General features: G+C 47.4%; 16 protein-coding genes. 13 read left to right on the forward strand and 3 right to left on the reverse strand.

Going from position 1 to position 17,737, the window contains the following annotated elements; all coding sequences use genetic code 11:
- The first annotated feature begins 7 nt into the window (after nucleotides 1-7).
- The 4 genes from AB4876_RS16500 (at nucleotide 8) to AB4876_RS16515 (ending at nucleotide 5,620) form a co-directional block, all read left to right on the forward strand.
- Complete coding sequence (locus AB4876_RS16500; RefSeq protein ID WP_368382847.1) at nucleotides 8-1,132, forward strand: phosphotransferase family protein; 1,125 nt, start codon at nucleotides 8-10, stop codon at nucleotides 1,130-1,132.
- A 12-nt stretch (nucleotides 1,133-1,144) separates the two neighbouring features.
- Complete coding sequence (locus tag AB4876_RS16505) at nucleotides 1,145-2,233, forward strand: phosphotransferase (RefSeq protein WP_368382848.1); 1,089 nt, start codon at nucleotides 1,145-1,147, stop codon at nucleotides 2,231-2,233.
- A 356-nt stretch (nucleotides 2,234-2,589) separates the two neighbouring features.
- A complete protein-coding gene (locus AB4876_RS16510; protein ID WP_296436036.1) occupies nucleotides 2,590-3,945 on the forward strand; it encodes an aromatic ring-hydroxylating oxygenase subunit alpha in 1,356 nt (451 codons plus the stop codon).
- Between the two features lies 1 nt (nucleotide 3,946).
- Nucleotides 3,947-5,620, forward strand: a complete 1,674-nt coding sequence (locus tag AB4876_RS16515) for an FAD-binding protein (RefSeq protein ID WP_296436037.1) — start codon at nucleotides 3,947-3,949, stop codon at nucleotides 5,618-5,620.
- A 1-nt stretch (nucleotide 5,621) separates the two neighbouring features.
- Here AB4876_RS16515 and AB4876_RS16520 read toward each other — a convergent pair whose 3' ends face one another.
- Nucleotides 5,622-6,260 (reverse strand): TetR/AcrR family transcriptional regulator, encoded by a 639-nt coding sequence (locus tag AB4876_RS16520; protein ID WP_296436038.1) that lies wholly within the window; start codon nucleotides 6,258-6,260, stop codon nucleotides 5,622-5,624.
- A gap of 50 nt (nucleotides 6,261-6,310) precedes the next feature.
- Between AB4876_RS16520 and AB4876_RS16525 the strand changes: the two genes are divergently transcribed.
- The 9 genes from AB4876_RS16525 to AB4876_RS16565 all read left to right on the forward strand — a co-directional run bounded on the left by AB4876_RS16525 (nucleotide 6,311) and on the right by AB4876_RS16565 (nucleotide 15,272).
- Nucleotides 6,311-7,294 (forward strand): thiamine pyrophosphate-dependent dehydrogenase E1 component subunit alpha, encoded by a 984-nt coding sequence (locus AB4876_RS16525; protein ID WP_368382849.1) that lies wholly within the window; start codon nucleotides 6,311-6,313, stop codon nucleotides 7,292-7,294.
- Between the two features lie 11 nt (nucleotides 7,295-7,305).
- Nucleotides 7,306-8,298: an alpha-ketoacid dehydrogenase subunit beta gene (locus tag AB4876_RS16530; RefSeq protein WP_296436040.1), complete on the forward strand. Its 993-nt coding sequence runs from the start codon at nucleotides 7,306-7,308 to the stop codon at nucleotides 8,296-8,298.
- 26 nt (nucleotides 8,299-8,324) lie between these two features.
- Entirely contained in the window at nucleotides 8,325-8,555 is a 231-nt protein-coding gene (locus AB4876_RS16535) for a lipoyl domain-containing protein (RefSeq protein WP_296436041.1), read from the forward strand.
- Entirely contained in the window at nucleotides 8,555-9,316 is a 762-nt protein-coding gene (locus tag AB4876_RS16540) for a 2-oxo acid dehydrogenase subunit E2 (protein ID WP_296436042.1), read from the forward strand. The genes AB4876_RS16535 and AB4876_RS16540 overlap by 1 nt, the downstream gene beginning before the upstream one ends.
- Nucleotides 9,317-9,324: 8 nt before the next feature.
- Nucleotides 9,325-10,785: an ANL family adenylate-forming protein gene (locus tag AB4876_RS16545; RefSeq protein ID WP_296436043.1), complete on the forward strand. Its 1,461-nt coding sequence runs from the start codon at nucleotides 9,325-9,327 to the stop codon at nucleotides 10,783-10,785.
- A gap of 23 nt (nucleotides 10,786-10,808) precedes the next feature.
- Nucleotides 10,809-12,020 carry an acyl-CoA dehydrogenase family protein gene (locus tag AB4876_RS16550; RefSeq protein WP_368382850.1) on the forward strand — a complete coding sequence of 404 codons (1,212 nt, stop codon included), beginning with the start codon at nucleotides 10,809-10,811 and terminating at the stop codon, nucleotides 12,018-12,020.
- A 21-nt stretch (nucleotides 12,021-12,041) separates the two neighbouring features.
- Nucleotides 12,042-13,169, forward strand: a complete 1,128-nt coding sequence (locus AB4876_RS16555) for an acyl-CoA dehydrogenase family protein (RefSeq protein ID WP_368382851.1) — start codon at nucleotides 12,042-12,044, stop codon at nucleotides 13,167-13,169.
- Nucleotides 13,170-13,191: 22 nt separating this feature from the next.
- Nucleotides 13,192-14,391 (forward strand): amidohydrolase family protein, encoded by a 1,200-nt coding sequence (locus tag AB4876_RS16560; protein ID WP_368382852.1) that lies wholly within the window; start codon nucleotides 13,192-13,194, stop codon nucleotides 14,389-14,391.
- A gap of 98 nt (nucleotides 14,392-14,489) precedes the next feature.
- Nucleotides 14,490-15,272 (forward strand): SDR family NAD(P)-dependent oxidoreductase, encoded by a 783-nt coding sequence (locus AB4876_RS16565; protein WP_368382853.1) that lies wholly within the window; start codon nucleotides 14,490-14,492, stop codon nucleotides 15,270-15,272.
- 113 nt (nucleotides 15,273-15,385) lie between these two features.
- On the opposite strand, the gene AB4876_RS16570 is transcribed toward AB4876_RS16565, so the two are convergent.
- Together AB4876_RS16570 and AB4876_RS16575 are read right to left on the reverse strand one after the other, a co-directional pair.
- Nucleotides 15,386-16,015 carry a TetR/AcrR family transcriptional regulator gene (locus AB4876_RS16570; protein WP_368382854.1) on the reverse strand — a complete coding sequence of 210 codons (630 nt, stop codon included), beginning with the start codon at nucleotides 16,013-16,015 and terminating at the stop codon, nucleotides 15,386-15,388.
- Nucleotides 15,990-17,702 carry a cytochrome P450 gene (locus tag AB4876_RS16575; protein WP_368382855.1) on the reverse strand — a complete coding sequence of 571 codons (1,713 nt, stop codon included), beginning with the start codon at nucleotides 17,700-17,702 and terminating at the stop codon, nucleotides 15,990-15,992. Before AB4876_RS16575 ends, AB4876_RS16570 begins: the two co-directional genes overlap by 26 nt.
- Nucleotides 17,703-17,737 lie beyond the last annotated feature (35 nt).

Here is a 17,737-nt window from a genome sequence, read left to right on the forward strand (position 1 = left end):
GGCAGGTATGAGTGCCGAGAGAAGTCCTAACATTGGCGTGCCAACGCAATCTCAACAACGGGATTTAGATCAGGCCAAGCGAGTTGTTGAACAATGGCTTAGCGCTAGATTGCATTCTGAGGACGGTGTGCAGGTTAATCGCGTAACAATGCCAGATGGTAGCGGTGTTTCCAGCGAAACCTTGATGGTTGATGCCGTGATCGCTGGCGTAGATCGGCGCTATGTAGTGAAGGTAGATACTCCCAACGGCCTGTATATGAACGCCAGTTTAAAATCGCAGTATGAAGTGGCTAATGCTCTTCGTGCAGAGACGATACTTCCGGTACCGGAATTGTTTGGTTTTGAAGCTGACGCCAGTTTGCTAGGCCAGCCGTTTTACGTTATGGAGTGTATAGCGGGCAAAGTGCCCGCAGATAATCCGCCATTTCATCTGAGCGGTTGGGTGGCTGATCAAACTGTAGAACAGCGGAAAGCGACGTGTAGCAGCGCACTAGATACCTTGGTGAATTTGCATAAAGTAGATGTAAATACGGTAAATATTTTGAATCGTCCGGCACGTGGCTCCAGCGGTTTTGATCAAGAATTTAATTATTACTTGGAATACGGGCGATGGGCAATGCCAGAGGGTTTACCTGAGCTTATCGTTAAGTCAGAGCAATGGCTAAAGGCGAATTACCCAGACCATACACCCACGGGCTTTTCTTGGGGTGATGCGCGCATGGGCAATATGATGTTTAAAGAACAAGATTGCGTAGCGGTATTTGATTGGGAAATGGCTTCTTTGGGTGGCGCCGAATTGGATTTAGCGTGGTGGTCTTGTATGGATCGAACAACAACATTGAGCTTGGGGATTCCGCATTTAGAAGGGGTTATATCGCCGGCCGAGCTTATTGCTGGGTGGGAAGATCGTATGGGTCGAAAAGCGCAAAATATGAAGTTTTATTTAGTTTTTAATGCCTATCGTCTGGCGGTTATTGTGCTCAGGTTGTCGCGTATGTTGCAGGCTGCCAAACGTTTACCGCCAGAATCTGAGTGGATGTTGAACAATAATACCGGAATGCAATATCTGGCGACCATGCTGGATATCGAGCCGGCGGGGGAAATTACCCAGGCCTGGCCTGGATTGGACTAAGCGGAGATAAAAATGAGCACGTATTCCATACCTAAAAATATCAATGAAGTTACCCCAGAGTGGATGACTTGGGCGCTCGCCCAGCATTCAGTCGGCGTAAAAATCCACAACGTTGAAATAGTCAATGTGTTTGAGGGCACCTCTAGTCGGATTCGCGTACGAATTGAGCGCAATGAGGCGGCGATTGCAGCTGGGATTCCCGAGTATTTGTGTGTAAAGGCAAACTGGACTGAACACGCAGATTTTACGATGGTGGCGGGCTTGTGGGCGATAGAGGCCATGTTTTATCAGCGTATTAGGCCGCATATCGATATGTTGGCGCCAGTTGCGTATTACTCCGATTATGACTCTGTCAGTGGTCAAGGCATTATTTTAATGGAGGATCTTGTACAAAAAAATGTCACCTTCGGAAGTAATCTTAATACATTGTCTGTTGATCAGTTGATGCTAGCGTTGGAGGACTTTGCCGCCTTACATGCGCGTTGGTGGGGTAGCGAAGATTTAATGAAAATGGACTGGCTGCCCTTGGCTCAGGGTGAAGGTACCTTGGATGCTGAGTTTGTAAATTTTCAGGGCGGCGCAGAGGGTATGGCGCGTTTGCTGGCGCCACCAGAGCGTGCGGCTACGCTGTCTGCTCAGGCGAACGACGCTGATAAAATTGCAAAAGTGGTCGATGCGCTCGTGCAGCGAGAAGCGAACTCAACGGCACCTCGGTGCCTGATCCATGGCGATACTCATCTGGGTAACAGCTATTGGGTGGATGGTCGCATGGCTTGGTTGGACTGGCAGTTGGTGCGAAGAGGACGTCCGATAAGAGAGGTCTTTTATGTTATTGGCTGTAGCTTAAGTGTAGAGGATAGGCGCAAACATGAACGAGATTTGCTAAAGCATTATCTCAGCGCGTTAAGCGCTCATGGTGTCGATCATGGCATGAGTTTCGACGATGCATGGCTGGAGTATCGCCACTGGCCGGTATGGGGGTTTATCTGCTGGGCGGTTACCCAGGATGGCTGGCAGCCAAAAGAGGTCATCTTGGAAACCATGCGCAGATTCGGAGCTGCCATCGACGATCTAGAAACCTATTCGCTGTTTGGGCTGTAGTCAAAGAAGGGTGTGTTGCAGTTTTGCTTGATAGGCCAAGTAGTTTCTACAATTCACTACTTATATGAATCAGTGCGTAGCCCTAAATAAAAAACTTACACATAGTTACTTATTGTTGACAAGCTATAACGTGGTGGATAGTATGAATTTCAATTGTACGACTGTATAGCTTGTTGCGCCCTGCAAAATATTCCTTTTAAGGATGTCTGGGTTGGCCGGAGGTAAGCAGTGGTTGTAGTCGGCGAGATTCTTAAATTTAACTTTTTACTAACTGACCTAACGAATAATTTTTAATAAATATCTGGTTCGGTGTTTTCTTTTTATCGCTGGGCCAAAAAAGTCGAGAGGAATTCAAAATGAATATGACGATGGATAATAAAATAAACGCAAATGTGAGCGATCAATTCACCATTGCTACCGATAGATATACTTCGAAAGATTTTGCAGAGAAAGAGCAGCAATTACTTTGGAAAAGAGCGTGGCTATGGGCGTGCCGTGAAGAAGAACTGCCAAATGCTGGCGACGTAGTGACATTTGATATTGTTGGCCAGTCTGTTCTGCTGATACGCCAAAAGGATATGAGTGTTAAGGCTTTTCATAATGTTTGTCCGCATCGTGGCCGCCAGCTACTTCAAGATAGCGCACACCTTTCCCATGTGAGTTGCCCATTTCATTCGTGGCAATGGAATTTAGACGGCAGTATTAAGCGAGTCCTAGACAGAGAGGATTGGCAGGGTTGCGAGCACATGCAAGACGCGGATCTCAAACTGAAGGAGGTGCACGTTGGCTTTTGGGGTGGGTTTATATTTATTAATCTTGATGAAGGCTGTCAGCCATTTGAAGATTTTATTAAGCCCGTTCCCGAGTATTTGAATGTCCTAGGCTTCGAGAATATGCAGTATTGCTGGCATAAGACTGTTGTGCTGAATTGCAATTGGAAGGTGGCGCAAGAGGCCTTTATGGAGAGCTACCATGTTATGGGGGTTCACCCGCAATTTCTGCCTTATGTCGATGAAAGTAACTTCAGCCAGTCTCAGGGAATTCACGGCCACCATGTCTATACCTGGGAGCGTCCACCGGGTTCGCCTTCTCGTCGCACTGGTCGCGACATGCCTGAGGACTACCGTTCGGCCATCATTAACTTCTTCAAAACCTTTGATCAGGTTGCAGATAAAACCAGAAATGGACAGCAATCTAAGCGCTCAATGGATGCTGGGATTAAAGCGATAGAGGGTTTGCCTGCAGGGCTGGACCACATGGAAATTATGATGGCAGCGGTGACCAGCATGTATGAGGCTGCTCAAGCCGAAGGTGCTTTTTTCCCGTTGGTCGATCCGGAAACAGCGGCCAAAATTGGTGTGGATTGGAATGTTTTTCCAAACATGAGTTTGGTATTTGGTTATGACGGTACGTTGGTGATGCGCGCTCGGCCACATGATAGCGATCCCAATTATTGTACGCTGGATCTCTGTGCGATTATCGCTTGGGGTAAAGGTAAGGCACCTAAAGTTGAAAAGGAGCGGTACGAGAACTGGCGAGCTAATTCAGATGATATTCCGATGTTGTTACTGCAAGACGTTAAAAACATGGAAGAAGTTCAGAAGGGTATGCACTCGGATGGCATCGATATACTTAGGCCCAACCCAGTGCAAGAGCAGCAAATAATACACTTTCACAGTGTGATCGACTCATATTTGAGTGCTGAAAAGTAGTATGAATAGTGCGCTTAAATTGCCGGTAAGCGAGTTTATTGATTCGGCTTCTTATGTTGTTAATGAGCCGCTACTGGCCTCCGATGACCTAGGGTTTTGGAGTGAAGATACCGATGTTCTTGTGGTTGGGCTTGGTGCCGCAGGTGCCAGTGCGGCATTAGAAGCATGTGCTCAGGGTAAGCGAGTTACCGTGCTAGAGCGCTTTGACGGTGGGGGCGCTACCGCACTCAGCGGCGGTATTTACTACGGCGGTGCTACGGAGCATTTGCGAGCGGCGGGATTTGAGGATACGCCAGAGCAAATGTATGCCTATTTGCATAAGGAAATATCGGGAGCAGTAAGCGATACAACTTTACGCGATTTTTGCGCTCGCAGCGCAGAAAATCTGCAATGGCTAGAATCTCACGGAGTGGAGTTTGGAAGCCGCGTAGATACCTGCAAAAGATCCTACCCTCGTGCTGGTTGCGACTTGTACTACTCTGGTAATGAGCGCGCCAAAAGCAATGCAGTGCTTTCGACGCCGGCGCCGAGGGGGCACCGGGTGAGCGGCAAGGGTTTTACCGGATCAGTACTCGCTGAAAAATTAATAAAGAGTGCAACAGAGCGTGGTGTAGTTATTAAGCGCCAGGTGAGGGTGACACGTTTAATTGTCGATAAGAGCGGTGCGGTTGTTGGCGTTGAGGCTTTGGCTATACCGGCGGGGAGTAAAGCGGCTCGTACCCATCAAAAGCTGATTGCCAAGATCAATCGCTACCAACGATTTATACCAGCGCTGGCCTTCGGAACTTTACGGCGCATAGCCGAGTTAGAGGCCACTGAAGGTGTTGTATGCCGCATCAGTGCGCAGCGCGGCGTTATTCTTGCTACTGGTAGTTTTGCGTTTAACAGAGCGATGGTGAATCAATATGCAGCACATTATATTGATGCCATTCCCATTGGCACGGTCGGCTGTGACGGTAGTGGTATACGCCTTGGGCAAAGTGTCGGCGGTATTGTGTCGCACATGGATAAAGTCTCCGCATGGCGTTCGTTATCGCCACCGCTAAGCTTTGTAAGCGGCATTGTTGTAAACAAGGCAGGGCAGAGATTTGTAGCGGAAGATGTGTATTTAGGGCACCTCGGCAGATTGTTGGTGGAGCAAGAGAATGACTGCGCGTGGCTTATCGTCGATAAATCTGCGATCAAAAATGCCTACCGCGAGGCAATGCCGAAATTGAATGACAATTGGCTGAGTTTTGGTGCGCCCTTACTGTTGAATTTGCTCGTTAACTTAAAGAAGTCTGCGACCTTAAGCGGTTTGGCCCTAAAGTGCGATATTGACGAGGTCGGTCTTGGTAATACCGTAGCGACCTACAATGAGATTGTGACTAATGGTGTCGATCCGTTTGAAAAATCGAGTGCGTATTTGCAAAAGTTTGGAGCTGGACCGTATTACGCCTTGAACTTATCCACAAAAAATAAGTTGTTCCCCTGTCCATCTATTCCTATGGGGGGATTAAAAGTTGACGAGCAATCGGGTGGCGTTTTACAAAATAGTGGTGAGCGTATTGCGGGTTTATACGCCGTTGGGCGTTGTGCTGTAGGCATCCCTGCCGGATTTTACATCAGCGGCACATCGATTGCGGATTGTATTTATTCCGGAAGACGGGCCGCCAAGCACGCATGTGGCGGGTGATTTAATTGGTAAGTGTTAATAGACCATTGGCGATAAAACGAATTTTTTGTTCAGTGTGTGTAGGGTCGTTGTTGGGGTCGCATACGTTATTTGAAAGGTGGGATATTGAATAAACTTCAACTGCGGATTGGCCGACAACGGTATGCATAAAATACACAGCCAAATTTGCATTTTTTTTGTTCAGCCCACAACTTTCAAAGGCGGAGACATAACTTTCAAAAACTGTCTGGTACGCCTCTCGCAGCCCTTTAATTAATTCGGGTTTGTCGGTAAGGCTGTCGCAGTGAACAAGTAGTTTTAAATAATTTCGCCATTTATGTTTTTTTGAATTTAAAACATCAAAGGCGGTGACGTAGGCAGATACAACGGAGTAAATAGACGGGGCGCTTTGCAAGTCATGTATTTTTTTGTTTAGCGAGGCCAGCATTATACGATTCATTGTTTTTGTTCTGCGCAGTATTGCAAAACGAAATAAATCGTCTTTAGAGCCAAAGTGATAACGAATAAGATTGAGAGAAATACCGCAGCTACCAGAAATGTCTCGTAACGAGACTCCGTAATAGCCTCGGTTGGCAAATAGTTTCTCAGCTTCGTTAATAATGTTTTTCTGAGTGTCTGATAGTTCCGGCTCTGTGGGCATAGAAAGTATCGAGTTCCAAGTAAATAAATGAAAAAAAGAGGCATTATATCATGGCAAATCGAGATATTCCGAATCAAGAAATACTGCTTGAGATGTATAAGAAAAGTGCGCTTGCAAAAATAAATGACGAGAATGCCCGCCGCGTGATCATGAATGGCAGTTTGCCGATGATCTATTATTCGCCTCGCGGGCAAGAAATCATTCCTGCGGCGATATCAGTTAATCTCAATGATACCGATTCAATATGCACTATCTATCGTGGTATGCACGATATGGTTTGCAAAGGTATTCCCCTAGAAAAATTATGGGGGGAGTACGCCGGCAAATCTACAGGAACCTGCAAGGGCAAAGGCGGCCCCATGCATATTACCCATCCAGAGACGGGCTGTATGCTAACCACAGGAATTGTTGGTTCCAGTCTTCCCATTGCCAATGGCTTGGCGCTGTCTTATCAAATCAAGAATGAAAAGAAAGTGTGTGTCGCCTATTTTGGTGACGCTGCCTCGAATATTGGCGCTTTTCACGAAGCATTAAATATGGCCTCAATCTGGAAGCTTCCGGTTGTCTTTGTGTGCCAGAACAATCGTTATGGAGAACATACTAAATTTGAAAAAGCGACCTCGGTGGCGAAGATTTCAGACCGAGCTTCTGCTTACGGCATGCCGGGTATTCATGTTGACGGCAATGACCCTATTGCAATGTATAACGCCGCTAAAACAGCAATTGATAGAGCCCGAAATGGTGAGGGGCCTACGTTAATCGAAGCAATGACTTTTCGGTTTTACGGTCATGTCTTCGGTGATCAGGACGGCTATATGGACAAGGAGGAGAAGTCTAAGGCTATGGCCGATGACCCGATTCCCAGGTTTAGAGCTTGGCTTATTGAACAGGCTTATGCCTCTGAGAAATCATTGACGGATTTAGAGGAGGGTTTTGACAAGCAAGTAAAAGAGGCGATTGCGAGCGCCTTATCGGCACCGTGGCCGGAACTGGACGAATTAGACATAGACGTGCTCGCGGCAGCTCAACACTGAGGAATAAAATAATGGAATCGTTAAATACTCAAATTACCACCGTAGAAGCGATCAACTCGGCGCTGGCGGACGCCATGACTATCGAAGATGGCATCATTTTATTGGGGGAGGATGTCGCTGATCCAGAAGAGGGTGGCGTTGCGGGTGTTACCCGAGGCCTGTCGACTCGCTTTGGTGATAGCCGAGTGCGTTCCACCCCGATTTCTGAACAAGCTATTGTCGGCGCGGGCATTGGCGCTGCAATGGCAGGCATGCGGCCTGTTGTTGAAATAATGATGATGAATTTTGCGACGGTCGCGATGGATATGATCGTCAATCATGCCGCCAAACTGAGGTTCATGTCGGGTGGACAGACCCAAGTGCCTTTGACGATAAGAATGGCGACAGGGGCGGGATTGTCAACTGCCGGCCAGCATGCAGATTATTTAGAGGCGTGGTTTGCTCACACCGCTGGAATAAAGGTGGTTACTTATTCAAGTCCGGCCGAGGCCTATGGCTTATTACAGTCATGTATCTTTGATAATGATCCCTGCATATTTATTGAGAATTTTATCGCCTACGCGCAAAAAGGTGCTGCGCCGGAGAAAAATTCGAGAATACCCTTAGGCAAGGCAAATATTGTTAGGGCGGGCAAGCATGTGACGGTGGTTTGTTATGGCCCGCAGGTCGGGGTTGCGTTAGCGGTAGCAGAAAAGTTTAGCGCGGAAGGTATCGAACTGGAAGTCGTTGACCTGCGTACCATCAGCCCTTGGGACAAAGCAACGGTATTAGAGTCAGTTAAGCGCACTGGGCGTTTAGTCATAAATCACGAGGCAGTTAAAGCGTTTGGCGTTGGTGCTGAAATCGCAGCAGTGGTGCAGCAAGAGCTTTGGGGAGATCTTGTTGCGCCCGTAAGAAGGGTGGGTGCACCATCGTGTCCGGTACCTTATTCAAGACCCTTAGAGTTGGCCTTTATGACTAGCGAAGCGGATCTAGAGAACGAAATTAGACTGGCTCTCAAGTAAATATAGACGGTTTCAAGGAGAATAATATGGCGATGAAAATCCTCATGCCAAAAATTGGCTTTTCTATGAGCGAAGGAAAACTCGCGCAGTGGCTTGTTGACGATGGTGAGAGTGTCGCTGAGGGGGATTTACTGTTTGCCCTCGAAAGCGATAAATCGGTTCAGGATATTCCGTCGCCAGGCGCTGGCGTTTTAAAAATAATTGCGCCAGCAGACGAGATGTATGAGGTTGGTGCCGTGCTCGGAGAGCTGGTTTGATGAACGACCATTTTGTCGCATTGCCATCACTCCCCAGTATTGATTACTCCCAGTATGGAGAGGTGTCTCTAAAATCCCTGTCCGCGAACCAAGTTATAGGTGGAAAATTTTTAAGCAGAAATGCCTTACTTATTCCTCATGTTTGTCACCACGACTGTGTTGACATTTCTACACTGGATGAAAAAAGAAGGGAGTGGAATAGCGTATTTCCAGAGCAGAAAGTAACTATGTTGCCGCTGCTTATAAAAGCCTTGGTCGCTACCTTAAAGGTGTACCCAATATTTAATTCGTCTCTGGATGACTCTGGAAAGAACGTTATTTTAAAGCACTATTACAATATTGGTATCGCCATTGATACGGAAAAGGGCTTGGTGGTCGGTGTTGTTAGGCAGTGCGATTCGTCGAGCATTGTCGACATTTCTGAGGAAATTTCGAGATTGTCGATTAAGGCTCGCAGTCGAGGTCTGACGATGGAAGAAATGTCTGGTGGCGGCATTACCCTAAGCTCGCTGGGCGATCTGGGTGGTACTGGCTTTACACCGATTATTAATGCGCCAGAAGTTGCGATTATTGGTGTGTCACGGGCGGAGTACAAACAATGTTTTTCTGCAGATAAGCAGGCAAGTATCAGGTATATGTTGCCGCTATCCCTCAGTTACGACCATCGCGTTATCAATGGTGCAGATGCAGGAAGGTTTCTTGCAGAGTATCAGCGTCAGTTAACTTCAGAGTCTCTGTTTGAGCACATCACGAAGAGTTAGAGAATTATATGAGCGATGTTAAAAATAAGTTAACGACTTTACTGAGGGCCGACAATACAGCACCTCTGCTTAGCTACAAGGGGCAGGCGTGGTGTTGGTCAGACTTTGCTGTCATTGTCGACGAGCTTGAACGATTTCTCGCTCAGCACAATGTTGGCGGCGACATAAGTATTGGCCTTATCGCGCGTAATCGGCCACAACAGGCTGCGGTTATTCTGGGCATGATCGCTCAAAATCGAGCGGTAACAATGGTTCATGCCTACCAATCTGCTGTTGCCATGGCCAAAGACATCGAGCAATTAAATTTAGGGGTTGTGATTGGAGATCAGCAGGATTGGAGTGATCACATCACTGCAGTAGTAAAGAACAGTGGCGCTCTTGGTATTGTGCTGCCAGTGAATCGAGACGAGTCTTGTCGAGCAGTTGGTGTGTATTGCAAAAATGTTGCCCACCGTCGTTCGCCAGAAAGTTTGGGGTTTGAAGTGCTGAGCAGCGGTACTACTGGCGCGCCTAAACGTACCGTCATGCCATTTTCGGTTATTCAGCGTGCGTTAGACAGTATCTTAGCGGTTGGCCCTGAAGTGGCAAAATCCGCCGATATTGTGAGTTGGCCATTTGGCACCATAGGTGGATTATGCCAATTGGTCACGGCGAGCGCGTTGCAGCGTCCCATCGCCCTCTTAGAAAAATTTAAACTGGATGACTGGCTGGCAGCAGTTGAGCAATACCAGCCAAAAATATTATTTGTTCAGCCAACTATCTTGAGAACGCTGCTTGATGCTGATGTGCCAAAAGAGAAATTGAAAAGCATTCAGGTGGTGTCGGGCGGGGCAGGGCCACTGGAGCCAGAATTGCAGACCCGCTTTGAAGAGCGCTATGGTATTCCACTATTGTGGGCCTACGGCGCAACGGAGTTCTGCGGCACTATTATTAGTTGGACATTCCAGCTGCGTAAAGACTTCGGGCTTACAAAATTGGGTAGTGCCGGTAAACCCATTGCGGGTGTACAAGTTCGCATCATAGATGTGGATAGCGACGTAGTGTTACCAGCAGGAGAGACTGGTTGGCTAGAAGCGCAAGTAGATAGTTTGGGCGAAGCGTGGATAAGAACCACCGATCTCGCCCTATTAGACGAGGATGGCTTTGTATTCATAAAAGGTCGGGGGGATGGCGCAATTATTCGTGGCGGATTCAAAATTTTGCCAGAGCAGATTGTTGAATCATTGCGTGAACACCCAGCCGTACTGGACGCTGCGGTAGTCGGCATTGAAGACGAAAAATTAGGACAAATTCCCGCCGCAGCCGTCGAGTTGGCTAAGGGGTTTGAATTAACAATTGTAGCGCTTGAAAAGCATGCGAGAGACCGCTTGTTATCTTATCAAATACCGGCGAAATGGAAGATTGTTGATAGCCTGCCGCGTACGCCGACCTTAAAAGTTATACTGTCAGATGTTAAAGAATTATTTTAAGGACGTTTTATTTCGAGGGTGTCATGAACTTAACTAGCGATCAATCCATCGTAGAGTTTCGGCAAGAGGTGCGTCAGTTTATTGCTGATAATCTTCCAGTCGAGGTGGCTCAGCGCGGCTTACGTGCCTACCATGAAGAAAAAGCAGACGTAATTTTATGGATGCAAATTCTTGAGAAAAAAGGCTGGTCAGCTATCAACTGGCCGGTAGAGTACGGCGGCACGGGCTGGGGGGCGGCAAAACAGTTGGTTTTTGAAGAGGAATGTATGCGCGCCGGAGCGCCGCAAAAGCCTATTGTTGGTCTGTCACTGGTGGCACCGGTTATTTATACCTATGGCTCGTCAGAACAAAAGCAGATGCATTTGCCGAAAATAAAAAATGCTGAAAGCTGGTGGGGGCAATGCTTTTCTGAGCCGAATGCTGGTTCGGATTTAGCGTCGCTTAAAACCAGCGCTGAGTTTGACGGCAGCAATTATATTATTAATGGCCATAAGATTTGGACAACACTAGGCCAGTTTGCTGATTGGCTGTTTTTGTTAGCGGTAACGGATAAGACGGTAAAGCCGCAGACGGGGATCTCATTTTTTCTTGTTAAAGCAGATTCACCTGGTATTACTATGCGCCCAATTTACTCTATTGAAAAAGGCCATACTTTAAATGAATTTTTCTTTGAGGATGTTGTGGTTCCCGCCAGTGGCTTAGTTGGTGAGCTTGGAAAGGGTTGGAGCTACGCAAAATTTCTTCTTGAGAACGAGCGTTCATGGAGCGCCGAAATTCCAAGAAATAAAGCGTTGCTGAGACGCTTAATTAAAGTTGCATCACAGTCTGTTGATGGCCAGCCTCCGCTGCTAGATAGTTATTCCTTTAAGGAAAAAATTTGCGATCTCAGTGCGCGCTTGAATGCCCTTGAATATATGACCTTAAGGGCCATGAGTGAGCATGAGGCGAGTGCCGGGGAAAGTATATCGGCTTGGGAGGCAGGATCAATTTTACATGTTAAAGGCTCAGAGATGCAGCAGGAAATGGGTGCGTTGACATTAGAGGCTCTAGGCAGCTACGGCGCGGTATATTTCCCTAAATATACGACAAAACTAGAGGACGGCTATCCTCAGGAGCCTGAGTTAGCTCACGGTGTGGCGGCGGATTATTTGTATAGACGTGCAACTACCATATACGGTGGGAGTAATGAAATTCAAAGAAACATTATCGCTAGTGCCATGTTGGGAAAATTTTGACGTGCTAGCGTGGAGGCGTGAATGAATTTTTTATTAAATGAAGAACAAACGTTATTGCGCGATAGCGTGCGTCGCTATGTAGAAAAAGAATACAGCTTTGCAAATCGCCTTAATTACGCCGCTAGTGGTGAAGTCAATCGGCAAGCGCTGGAATACATGGTCAGTCAGGGGTGGATGGCCGCTGGCTTAGAAGAAAGCTGCGGCGGATTTGGTGGTGGCATCATCGAAAGCTGCTTGATCGCAGAAGAGCTTGGTCGAGCAATGCCGCTAGAACCTTATTGGGCTTTGGCGATGGCGCCAACCGCCTTGCTATCGTCATTGTGTACATCCTCCGCATCTGCGTTATTGGGAGATATTCTTGACGGAAGCGTCGTGGCATCGCCTATATTGAGTGGCGTAGTTAAGCAAAATGAAACGGCATCCGCAAAAAAAGTTAGCGCTACAGAATTTTCGATCACTGGTAGTGGTGGTCATGTTTATGGTCTTAATGCGTTATCTCATCTATTGGTGACGGCGAATATCATCGATGGGAATTCCGCTGAGCGGGCTATGTTTCTTGTCCCAATTGACTCAGCGGGCCTGAACTTAAAGCCCCTGACATTACTGGATGAGTCGAAGGCTGCAAAATTTGCCTTGAGTGAAGTGCTGGTGCCGGCAGAGAGTCTGATCGCCACTGGATCAGAGTTGATTGCAGCAACACAGTACGCTGAGCGCGTGGCGGTACTCGGTTTGTGTTCGTCGGCCATTGGAATGATGGCCGCAGTGATTGATAAAACCGTAGAGTATTTAAAACTGCGTAAGCAATTCAATACGGCTATCGGTAAGTTTCAGAGTCTGCAACATCGAATTGCTGATATGAAAATAGCGATAGAGGAGTCTAGGGCAATTATTCATCGCGGCATTGCTATGACTAAGTGTGGTGACGACGATAGCGTTATTGCCGTATCTGAGGCGAAGTATTTAGTAAGCAAAAATGCTGCTTTTGTGGCTGCGCAAGGCGTGCAACTGCATGGAGCTATTGGTTTGACCGAGGAGTTTGTAATTGGTCATTACTTTAGAGCGCTTACCGTGTGTTCCCATATTTTAGGTACGCCCTCTGAACACTTAAGACACCTATCAAGTTATAACGATTATTTCACTATAGATTAAGCGAGATCAGGAGATCGCAGTAATGAGTATAATAAACGCAACTATTAATTTTCCCGTATACGATGCCGACAGTCACCTCTACGAGCCGGAGGATGCATTTCTTAGACATTTACCGAAAAAATTTGCTAAAGAGTTTCAGTTTATCGATATCAATGGTCGCAAGAAGTTAGCAATTTCTGGTGTGATTACTGACTATATTCCTAATCCCGATTTTGCCGTAGTTGCGTCGCCTGGTGCGCATGAAAAGTGGTATCGCGGTCAGAATACAGAGGGTTTATCAATGCGCGAGTTAAGCGGTAAGCCTCTTTCACCACCAGAACAGTGGCGTACCGGACGAGGAAAATTGCTTGAATTAGATGAACAGGGTGTCCATGCATCTATGGTTTTTCCAACCTTGGCATCGGTTGTAGAGGCTAGACTAGGGCACAAGCCAGAGGCAATTGCGAGCTTGTTTTCGTCATTGAACAGTTGGATAGAAGATGAGTGGGGCTTTTCAAGAAGTGACCGTTTATACCCAGTCGCCATGATTAATCTGTCAGATGTAACGCTTGCCGTTAAAGAATTGGAAGTCGCGTTGGAGCGTGGGGCGAGAGTGGTAGGTATCCGTCCCGCGCCTGTACCTGGAATACTGGGAGGCCGTTCGCCAGGAGACCGCGAGTTTGACCCATTCTGGGCACGGGTGAATGAAGCTGGCATTTTCGTGTGCTTACATGCCTCAGATTCTGGCTATGACGATTTGAGCCGGCGCTGGGAAGGCGGTGGTAAGGAGTGGATACCATTTGAACCCACCCCATTCAAAGCGTGTTTAGACGCCTTGGGACGGGCAATTAGCGATAGTTTGTCGGCGCTAATTTGTCACGGCGTGTTTGAACGTTTTCCAAACGTGAGGGTTGCGTCGGTGGAAAATGGCGCGCATTGGGTGCGCACCTTATTACATCGCTTAGAGATGGTTTACGGGCAAATGCCAGGCTATTTCGCCAAGCATCCGGTAGAGCAATTTCATAAGCACGTCTATGTAGTACCTTTCTATGAAGACAATATGAGCGAACTGGCATCGCTGTTACCAGTGGAGCGTATTTTGTTCGGCAGTGATTTTCCACATCCCGAAGGTTTGCAGCATCCCCTCGATTACTACAAGGAATTTTCTAAACTCGATTCGGCAGCGGTCGAAAAAATAATGTCGTCAAATCTACGAGGCTTATTGGCAGGAGCGCGTGATTAAGCCATTGCTGATAAGGGCGTGGTGATGTTGGAGTCTAAGCGCCTAATACCTCGGCAGTATTTTTGCGGTATCTCCGTGCAGTGAGTTAGGAAATTTACATGTTAAATAATCAGGAAAGTCAGTTTCCAGCGTCGGGAACAGCGTTAGTTGTTGGTGGAACCGGTGGCTTGGGGCGTGCCATTGTTAGTAGGTTGATCGCGAATGGTTCTGCGGTTGCATTTACCTATCATAGTAATACTGCTGCCGCTGACTCATTGCTAGCGGAACACAATGATAGCGGCGTCGCTGTCTCTGCTTATCAAATGGATTTGATGGACAGTGCAAGCATCAGTCACGTCGTTGAATCGGTAGCTGCGGCCGGAGGCGGAATTCATACACTTGTCTATTCGGCAGGTGCGCCTCTTTATCTTCGTTATATCGGAGCTATTGAATCGGATAGGATGAATTTTCATTTGCAAAGCGATGTTATGGGATTTTTTAATCTTGTACAAAGTAGCTTGCCTTATATTCGTGAGTTGCAAGGTTCATACGTTGCATGTTGCAGCTGTGGTCTTGAGAAATGGCCGATTAAAGATGCTTTATCGGTAGTCCCTAAGGCAGGTATTGCGGCACTGGTAAAGGGGCTCGCAAGGGAAGAGGGACGCTACGGTGTGCGGGCGAACGTAATTGGTACCGGTGTTATTGATGCAGGTATTACACAGGCCGGCTTGGAATCAGGTGACGTGCCGCAAAATTTTGTATCCGGTGCCATTCAAACTACGCCATTAGGTAGGCTGGGTGAAGCAGATGATATAGCCGAAGCCGTTTTATTTCTCGCTTCAAAGCGGGCTAAATTTATTACAGGCCAGGTGCTGAATGTAGATGGTGGATGGACAGTATAGCGATTATTTTGCATGTAACGGTGTTAAGTACGGCGTTTTCAGTTGCACTAGTTCGTTATTCCGTTATTCCGTTATTCCGTTATTCCGCTATTACGTAATTGTAGTAATTATCTTCACTTTAGGCGTATTCCCTTCAGAATATGAGAGAGCGCAATGTCCAGTGCTTTGTAAAATTCTTTAATTAGCTTGGCTTGCTGGTCACTCTGATAATTCCGCGTCAAATCCAGTGCGCCAAGCAGCAGCGCATTGAATAGCATTTGTACTTGTCGAGCTTCGCTATTGCTTAATCCCGCCTCTTTAAAGTAGGCGCTAATTTCATCTATTAGGCGGTAGGCATTTTCTGGATATTTATTTTCTAGGCTAAAGCGCAAGGCATGACGGGCTAGCTCAGGGTAGGTCATGCAGAGTTCTAACCCGGTCTTCGTGAGCGTAGAGAAACGCTTCTGCCAAGATAGCGAGGGCGACGGCACTTGCCAGTTGGCGAGTGTGGAGTTAACTGCCAGATCGTAAAGCTCTTCTTTATTTTTTACCATGGTGTACAGGAGGCGTGCGGAAACACCCACTTCACTGGCGAGCTTGCGCATAGACAAGCTGCCAGGACCATCACGCTTTTCTATGGTCAAAACTGCGCTAATTAAATCGGCGCGGTTGGGTGTGGGGGTATCATCCTTACGTCGACGGCCTCTTTTTGGAGGAGTAGGTGTATTGTTGGCGGCGTTAATCTTGGCCGGTTGTTTTGGCATCAGTTGTGTCCCAGATTACCGGTAGTGCAGTGGGGCTACGAAAACTTTTACCGCGAATATGAGCATCTTGCTTAACAAGTTCATCATCGTCAAAACGCAGGCCTGGTAAAGCATCGAACAGCTTGTTTAGCGCAATTTTGATTTCTAAGCGTGCTAAATGCAAGCCAATACAGGTGTGTACGCCATTGCCAAATGTAATGTGGCGAAGTGGTGAGCGGTGGATGTTGAAGCGATCACTATCGTCAATGAATTCTGGGTCGTGGTTGGCAGCGCCTAGCAGGGGCAGTACCACTGCATTGGCTGGAATAATGGTGCTACCTATTTTACTTTCACGCAGCGCAATACGTGGTGTAAGCTGGACAGGTGAATCTACACGCAAGGTTTCTTCTAATGCTTTGTTGACTAAGCTGCGATCATTGCGAACAGCATTGAGTTGCTCGGGGTTGGACAGTAAGTGGAAGAGAGTGCTACCTAGCGCGCGATAGGTGGTTTCGATACCGGCTGGTAAGAGCAGCAGTAAAAAGGAATAAATTTCTTCGTCATTTAATTTTTTGCCATCGATCTCAGCGTGAACCAGCTCGCTAATCATATCTTCACGTGGGTCGCTGCGCCGTGCTTCGATAAATGGTGCCAAATAGACACGGACTTCTTTCGCGCATTCTGCGGCTTTGTCTGGGTCTGCAGCGCCCTCTAAAATGCCTACCGCCCATTGTTGAAATTGTTCAAAGTTCTCTTGTGGCAGGCCAATAACTTGACCGACGACACGAGCAGGGTAAGCAAAGGTAAAGTCTGCGACTAAATCGGCTTTATTGCCTTTTGCTTTCAGATTGATGATAAGTTCATCTACAACTACCTGAATTAAACTTTCCTCCCATTTGGTGAGGAGTTTGGGGCGCAGTGCTGGCGCCACTAGATTACGGTAGGTGGCGTGGGCGGGTTCGTCCATACCAACCAGAATATGATCTCCCATCACGCTACCAAACATGTTCTGCATGATGGCGTTTGAGAAATCCTCATTGTTGCGTAAGCACTCAGCTACTTCGGCGTGGCCATAAAGGTATACAAGGGTGCCAGCATTTTCGCCATAGCGGTCTGTTTCAATTTCAACTCGGTTTTTCTTGCGGCGAGCAGCCCACTCTGGGTAAGGATTACGGGCATCACCTGGCGGATCAACTGGCGTCTCCATATAGAGTAGCCGGTCAACGAAGCCATCTTTTTCGCTAGCGTTCTGATGGAAGGGGCAACCAGAATCTGCAGCGTGTTTAACGTTAGTATTAGAGGCTGATGGTGTACTTGGCTTGACGGCGGTACCGGATAGCAGTTTACCTAAGGTCCGTTTCAGCCAGCTCGGTTTTGTCTCGCTACCTCCACCCGTTAAGGCGTCCATATCAAAAAAGGTGGTCATACTTTGACCGAGCTTTAAGTTGCCGCGGGTTTTCATTTTACCGGTCATGACCGCGACCATGCCGTTGGTTTCTCCGGTCAGTACTTTTTTCATGACGTCGTCGTCAGCGCTTAAGGTCAGACTGGGGTTGGTGGCATGCCCAGCACTGAATTTACAGGCACCGTTTTTAATACTGAGATAGCAGGGCTCGCTAATATCAAATTGAAAAACAGCGTCGGCATTGCCAGCTACCTCAGGGAGGAAGGCGGCGGGGAGTTGTTCAATTAGTTGTTTGGCGCTCATGAGTTGATCCTGTTATTAGGGTAATGGTACTTGTG

This window comes from Zhongshania guokunii, assembly GCF_040892635.1.
In the GTDB taxonomy this organism is placed as follows: Bacteria; Pseudomonadota; Gammaproteobacteria; order Pseudomonadales; family Spongiibacteraceae; genus Spongiibacter; species Spongiibacter guokunii.

Excerpts from the sequence above, each read along its gene's own strand:
- AB4876_RS16520 (WP_296436038.1), bottom strand. The coding sequence starts at position 6,260 with ATGCCCACAGAGCCGGAACTATCAGACACTCAGAAAAACATTATTAAC.
- AB4876_RS16530 (WP_296436040.1), top strand. The coding sequence starts at position 7,306 with ATGGAATCGTTAAATACTCAAATTACCACCGTAGAAGCGATCAACTCG.
- AB4876_RS16540 (WP_296436042.1), top strand. The coding sequence starts at position 8,555 with ATGAACGACCATTTTGTCGCATTGCCATCACTCCCCAGTATTGATTAC.
- AB4876_RS16545 (WP_296436043.1), top strand. The coding sequence starts at position 9,325 with ATGAGCGATGTTAAAAATAAGTTAACGACTTTACTGAGGGCCGACAAT.
- AB4876_RS16515 (WP_296436037.1), top strand. The coding sequence starts at position 3,947 with ATGAATAGTGCGCTTAAATTGCCGGTAAGCGAGTTTATTGATTCGGCT.
- AB4876_RS16510 (WP_296436036.1), top strand. The coding sequence starts at position 2,590 with ATGAATATGACGATGGATAATAAAATAAACGCAAATGTGAGCGATCAA.
- AB4876_RS16525 (WP_368382849.1), top strand. The coding sequence starts at position 6,311 with ATGGCAAATCGAGATATTCCGAATCAAGAAATACTGCTTGAGATGTAT.
- AB4876_RS16570 (WP_368382854.1), bottom strand. The coding sequence starts at position 16,015 with ATGCCAAAACAACCGGCCAAGATTAACGCCGCCAACAATACACCTACT.
- AB4876_RS16535 (WP_296436041.1), top strand. The coding sequence starts at position 8,325 with ATGGCGATGAAAATCCTCATGCCAAAAATTGGCTTTTCTATGAGCGAA.
- AB4876_RS16575 (WP_368382855.1), bottom strand. The coding sequence starts at position 17,702 with ATGAGCGCCAAACAACTAATTGAACAACTCCCCGCCGCCTTCCTCCCT.
- AB4876_RS16565 (WP_368382853.1), top strand. The coding sequence starts at position 14,490 with ATGTTAAATAATCAGGAAAGTCAGTTTCCAGCGTCGGGAACAGCGTTA.
- AB4876_RS16500 (WP_368382847.1), top strand. The coding sequence starts at position 8 with ATGAGTGCCGAGAGAAGTCCTAACATTGGCGTGCCAACGCAATCTCAA.
- AB4876_RS16555 (WP_368382851.1), top strand. The coding sequence starts at position 12,042 with ATGAATTTTTTATTAAATGAAGAACAAACGTTATTGCGCGATAGCGTG.
- AB4876_RS16505 (WP_368382848.1), top strand. The coding sequence starts at position 1,145 with ATGAGCACGTATTCCATACCTAAAAATATCAATGAAGTTACCCCAGAG.
- AB4876_RS16560 (WP_368382852.1), top strand. The coding sequence starts at position 13,192 with ATGAGTATAATAAACGCAACTATTAATTTTCCCGTATACGATGCCGAC.
- AB4876_RS16550 (WP_368382850.1), top strand. The coding sequence starts at position 10,809 with ATGAACTTAACTAGCGATCAATCCATCGTAGAGTTTCGGCAAGAGGTG.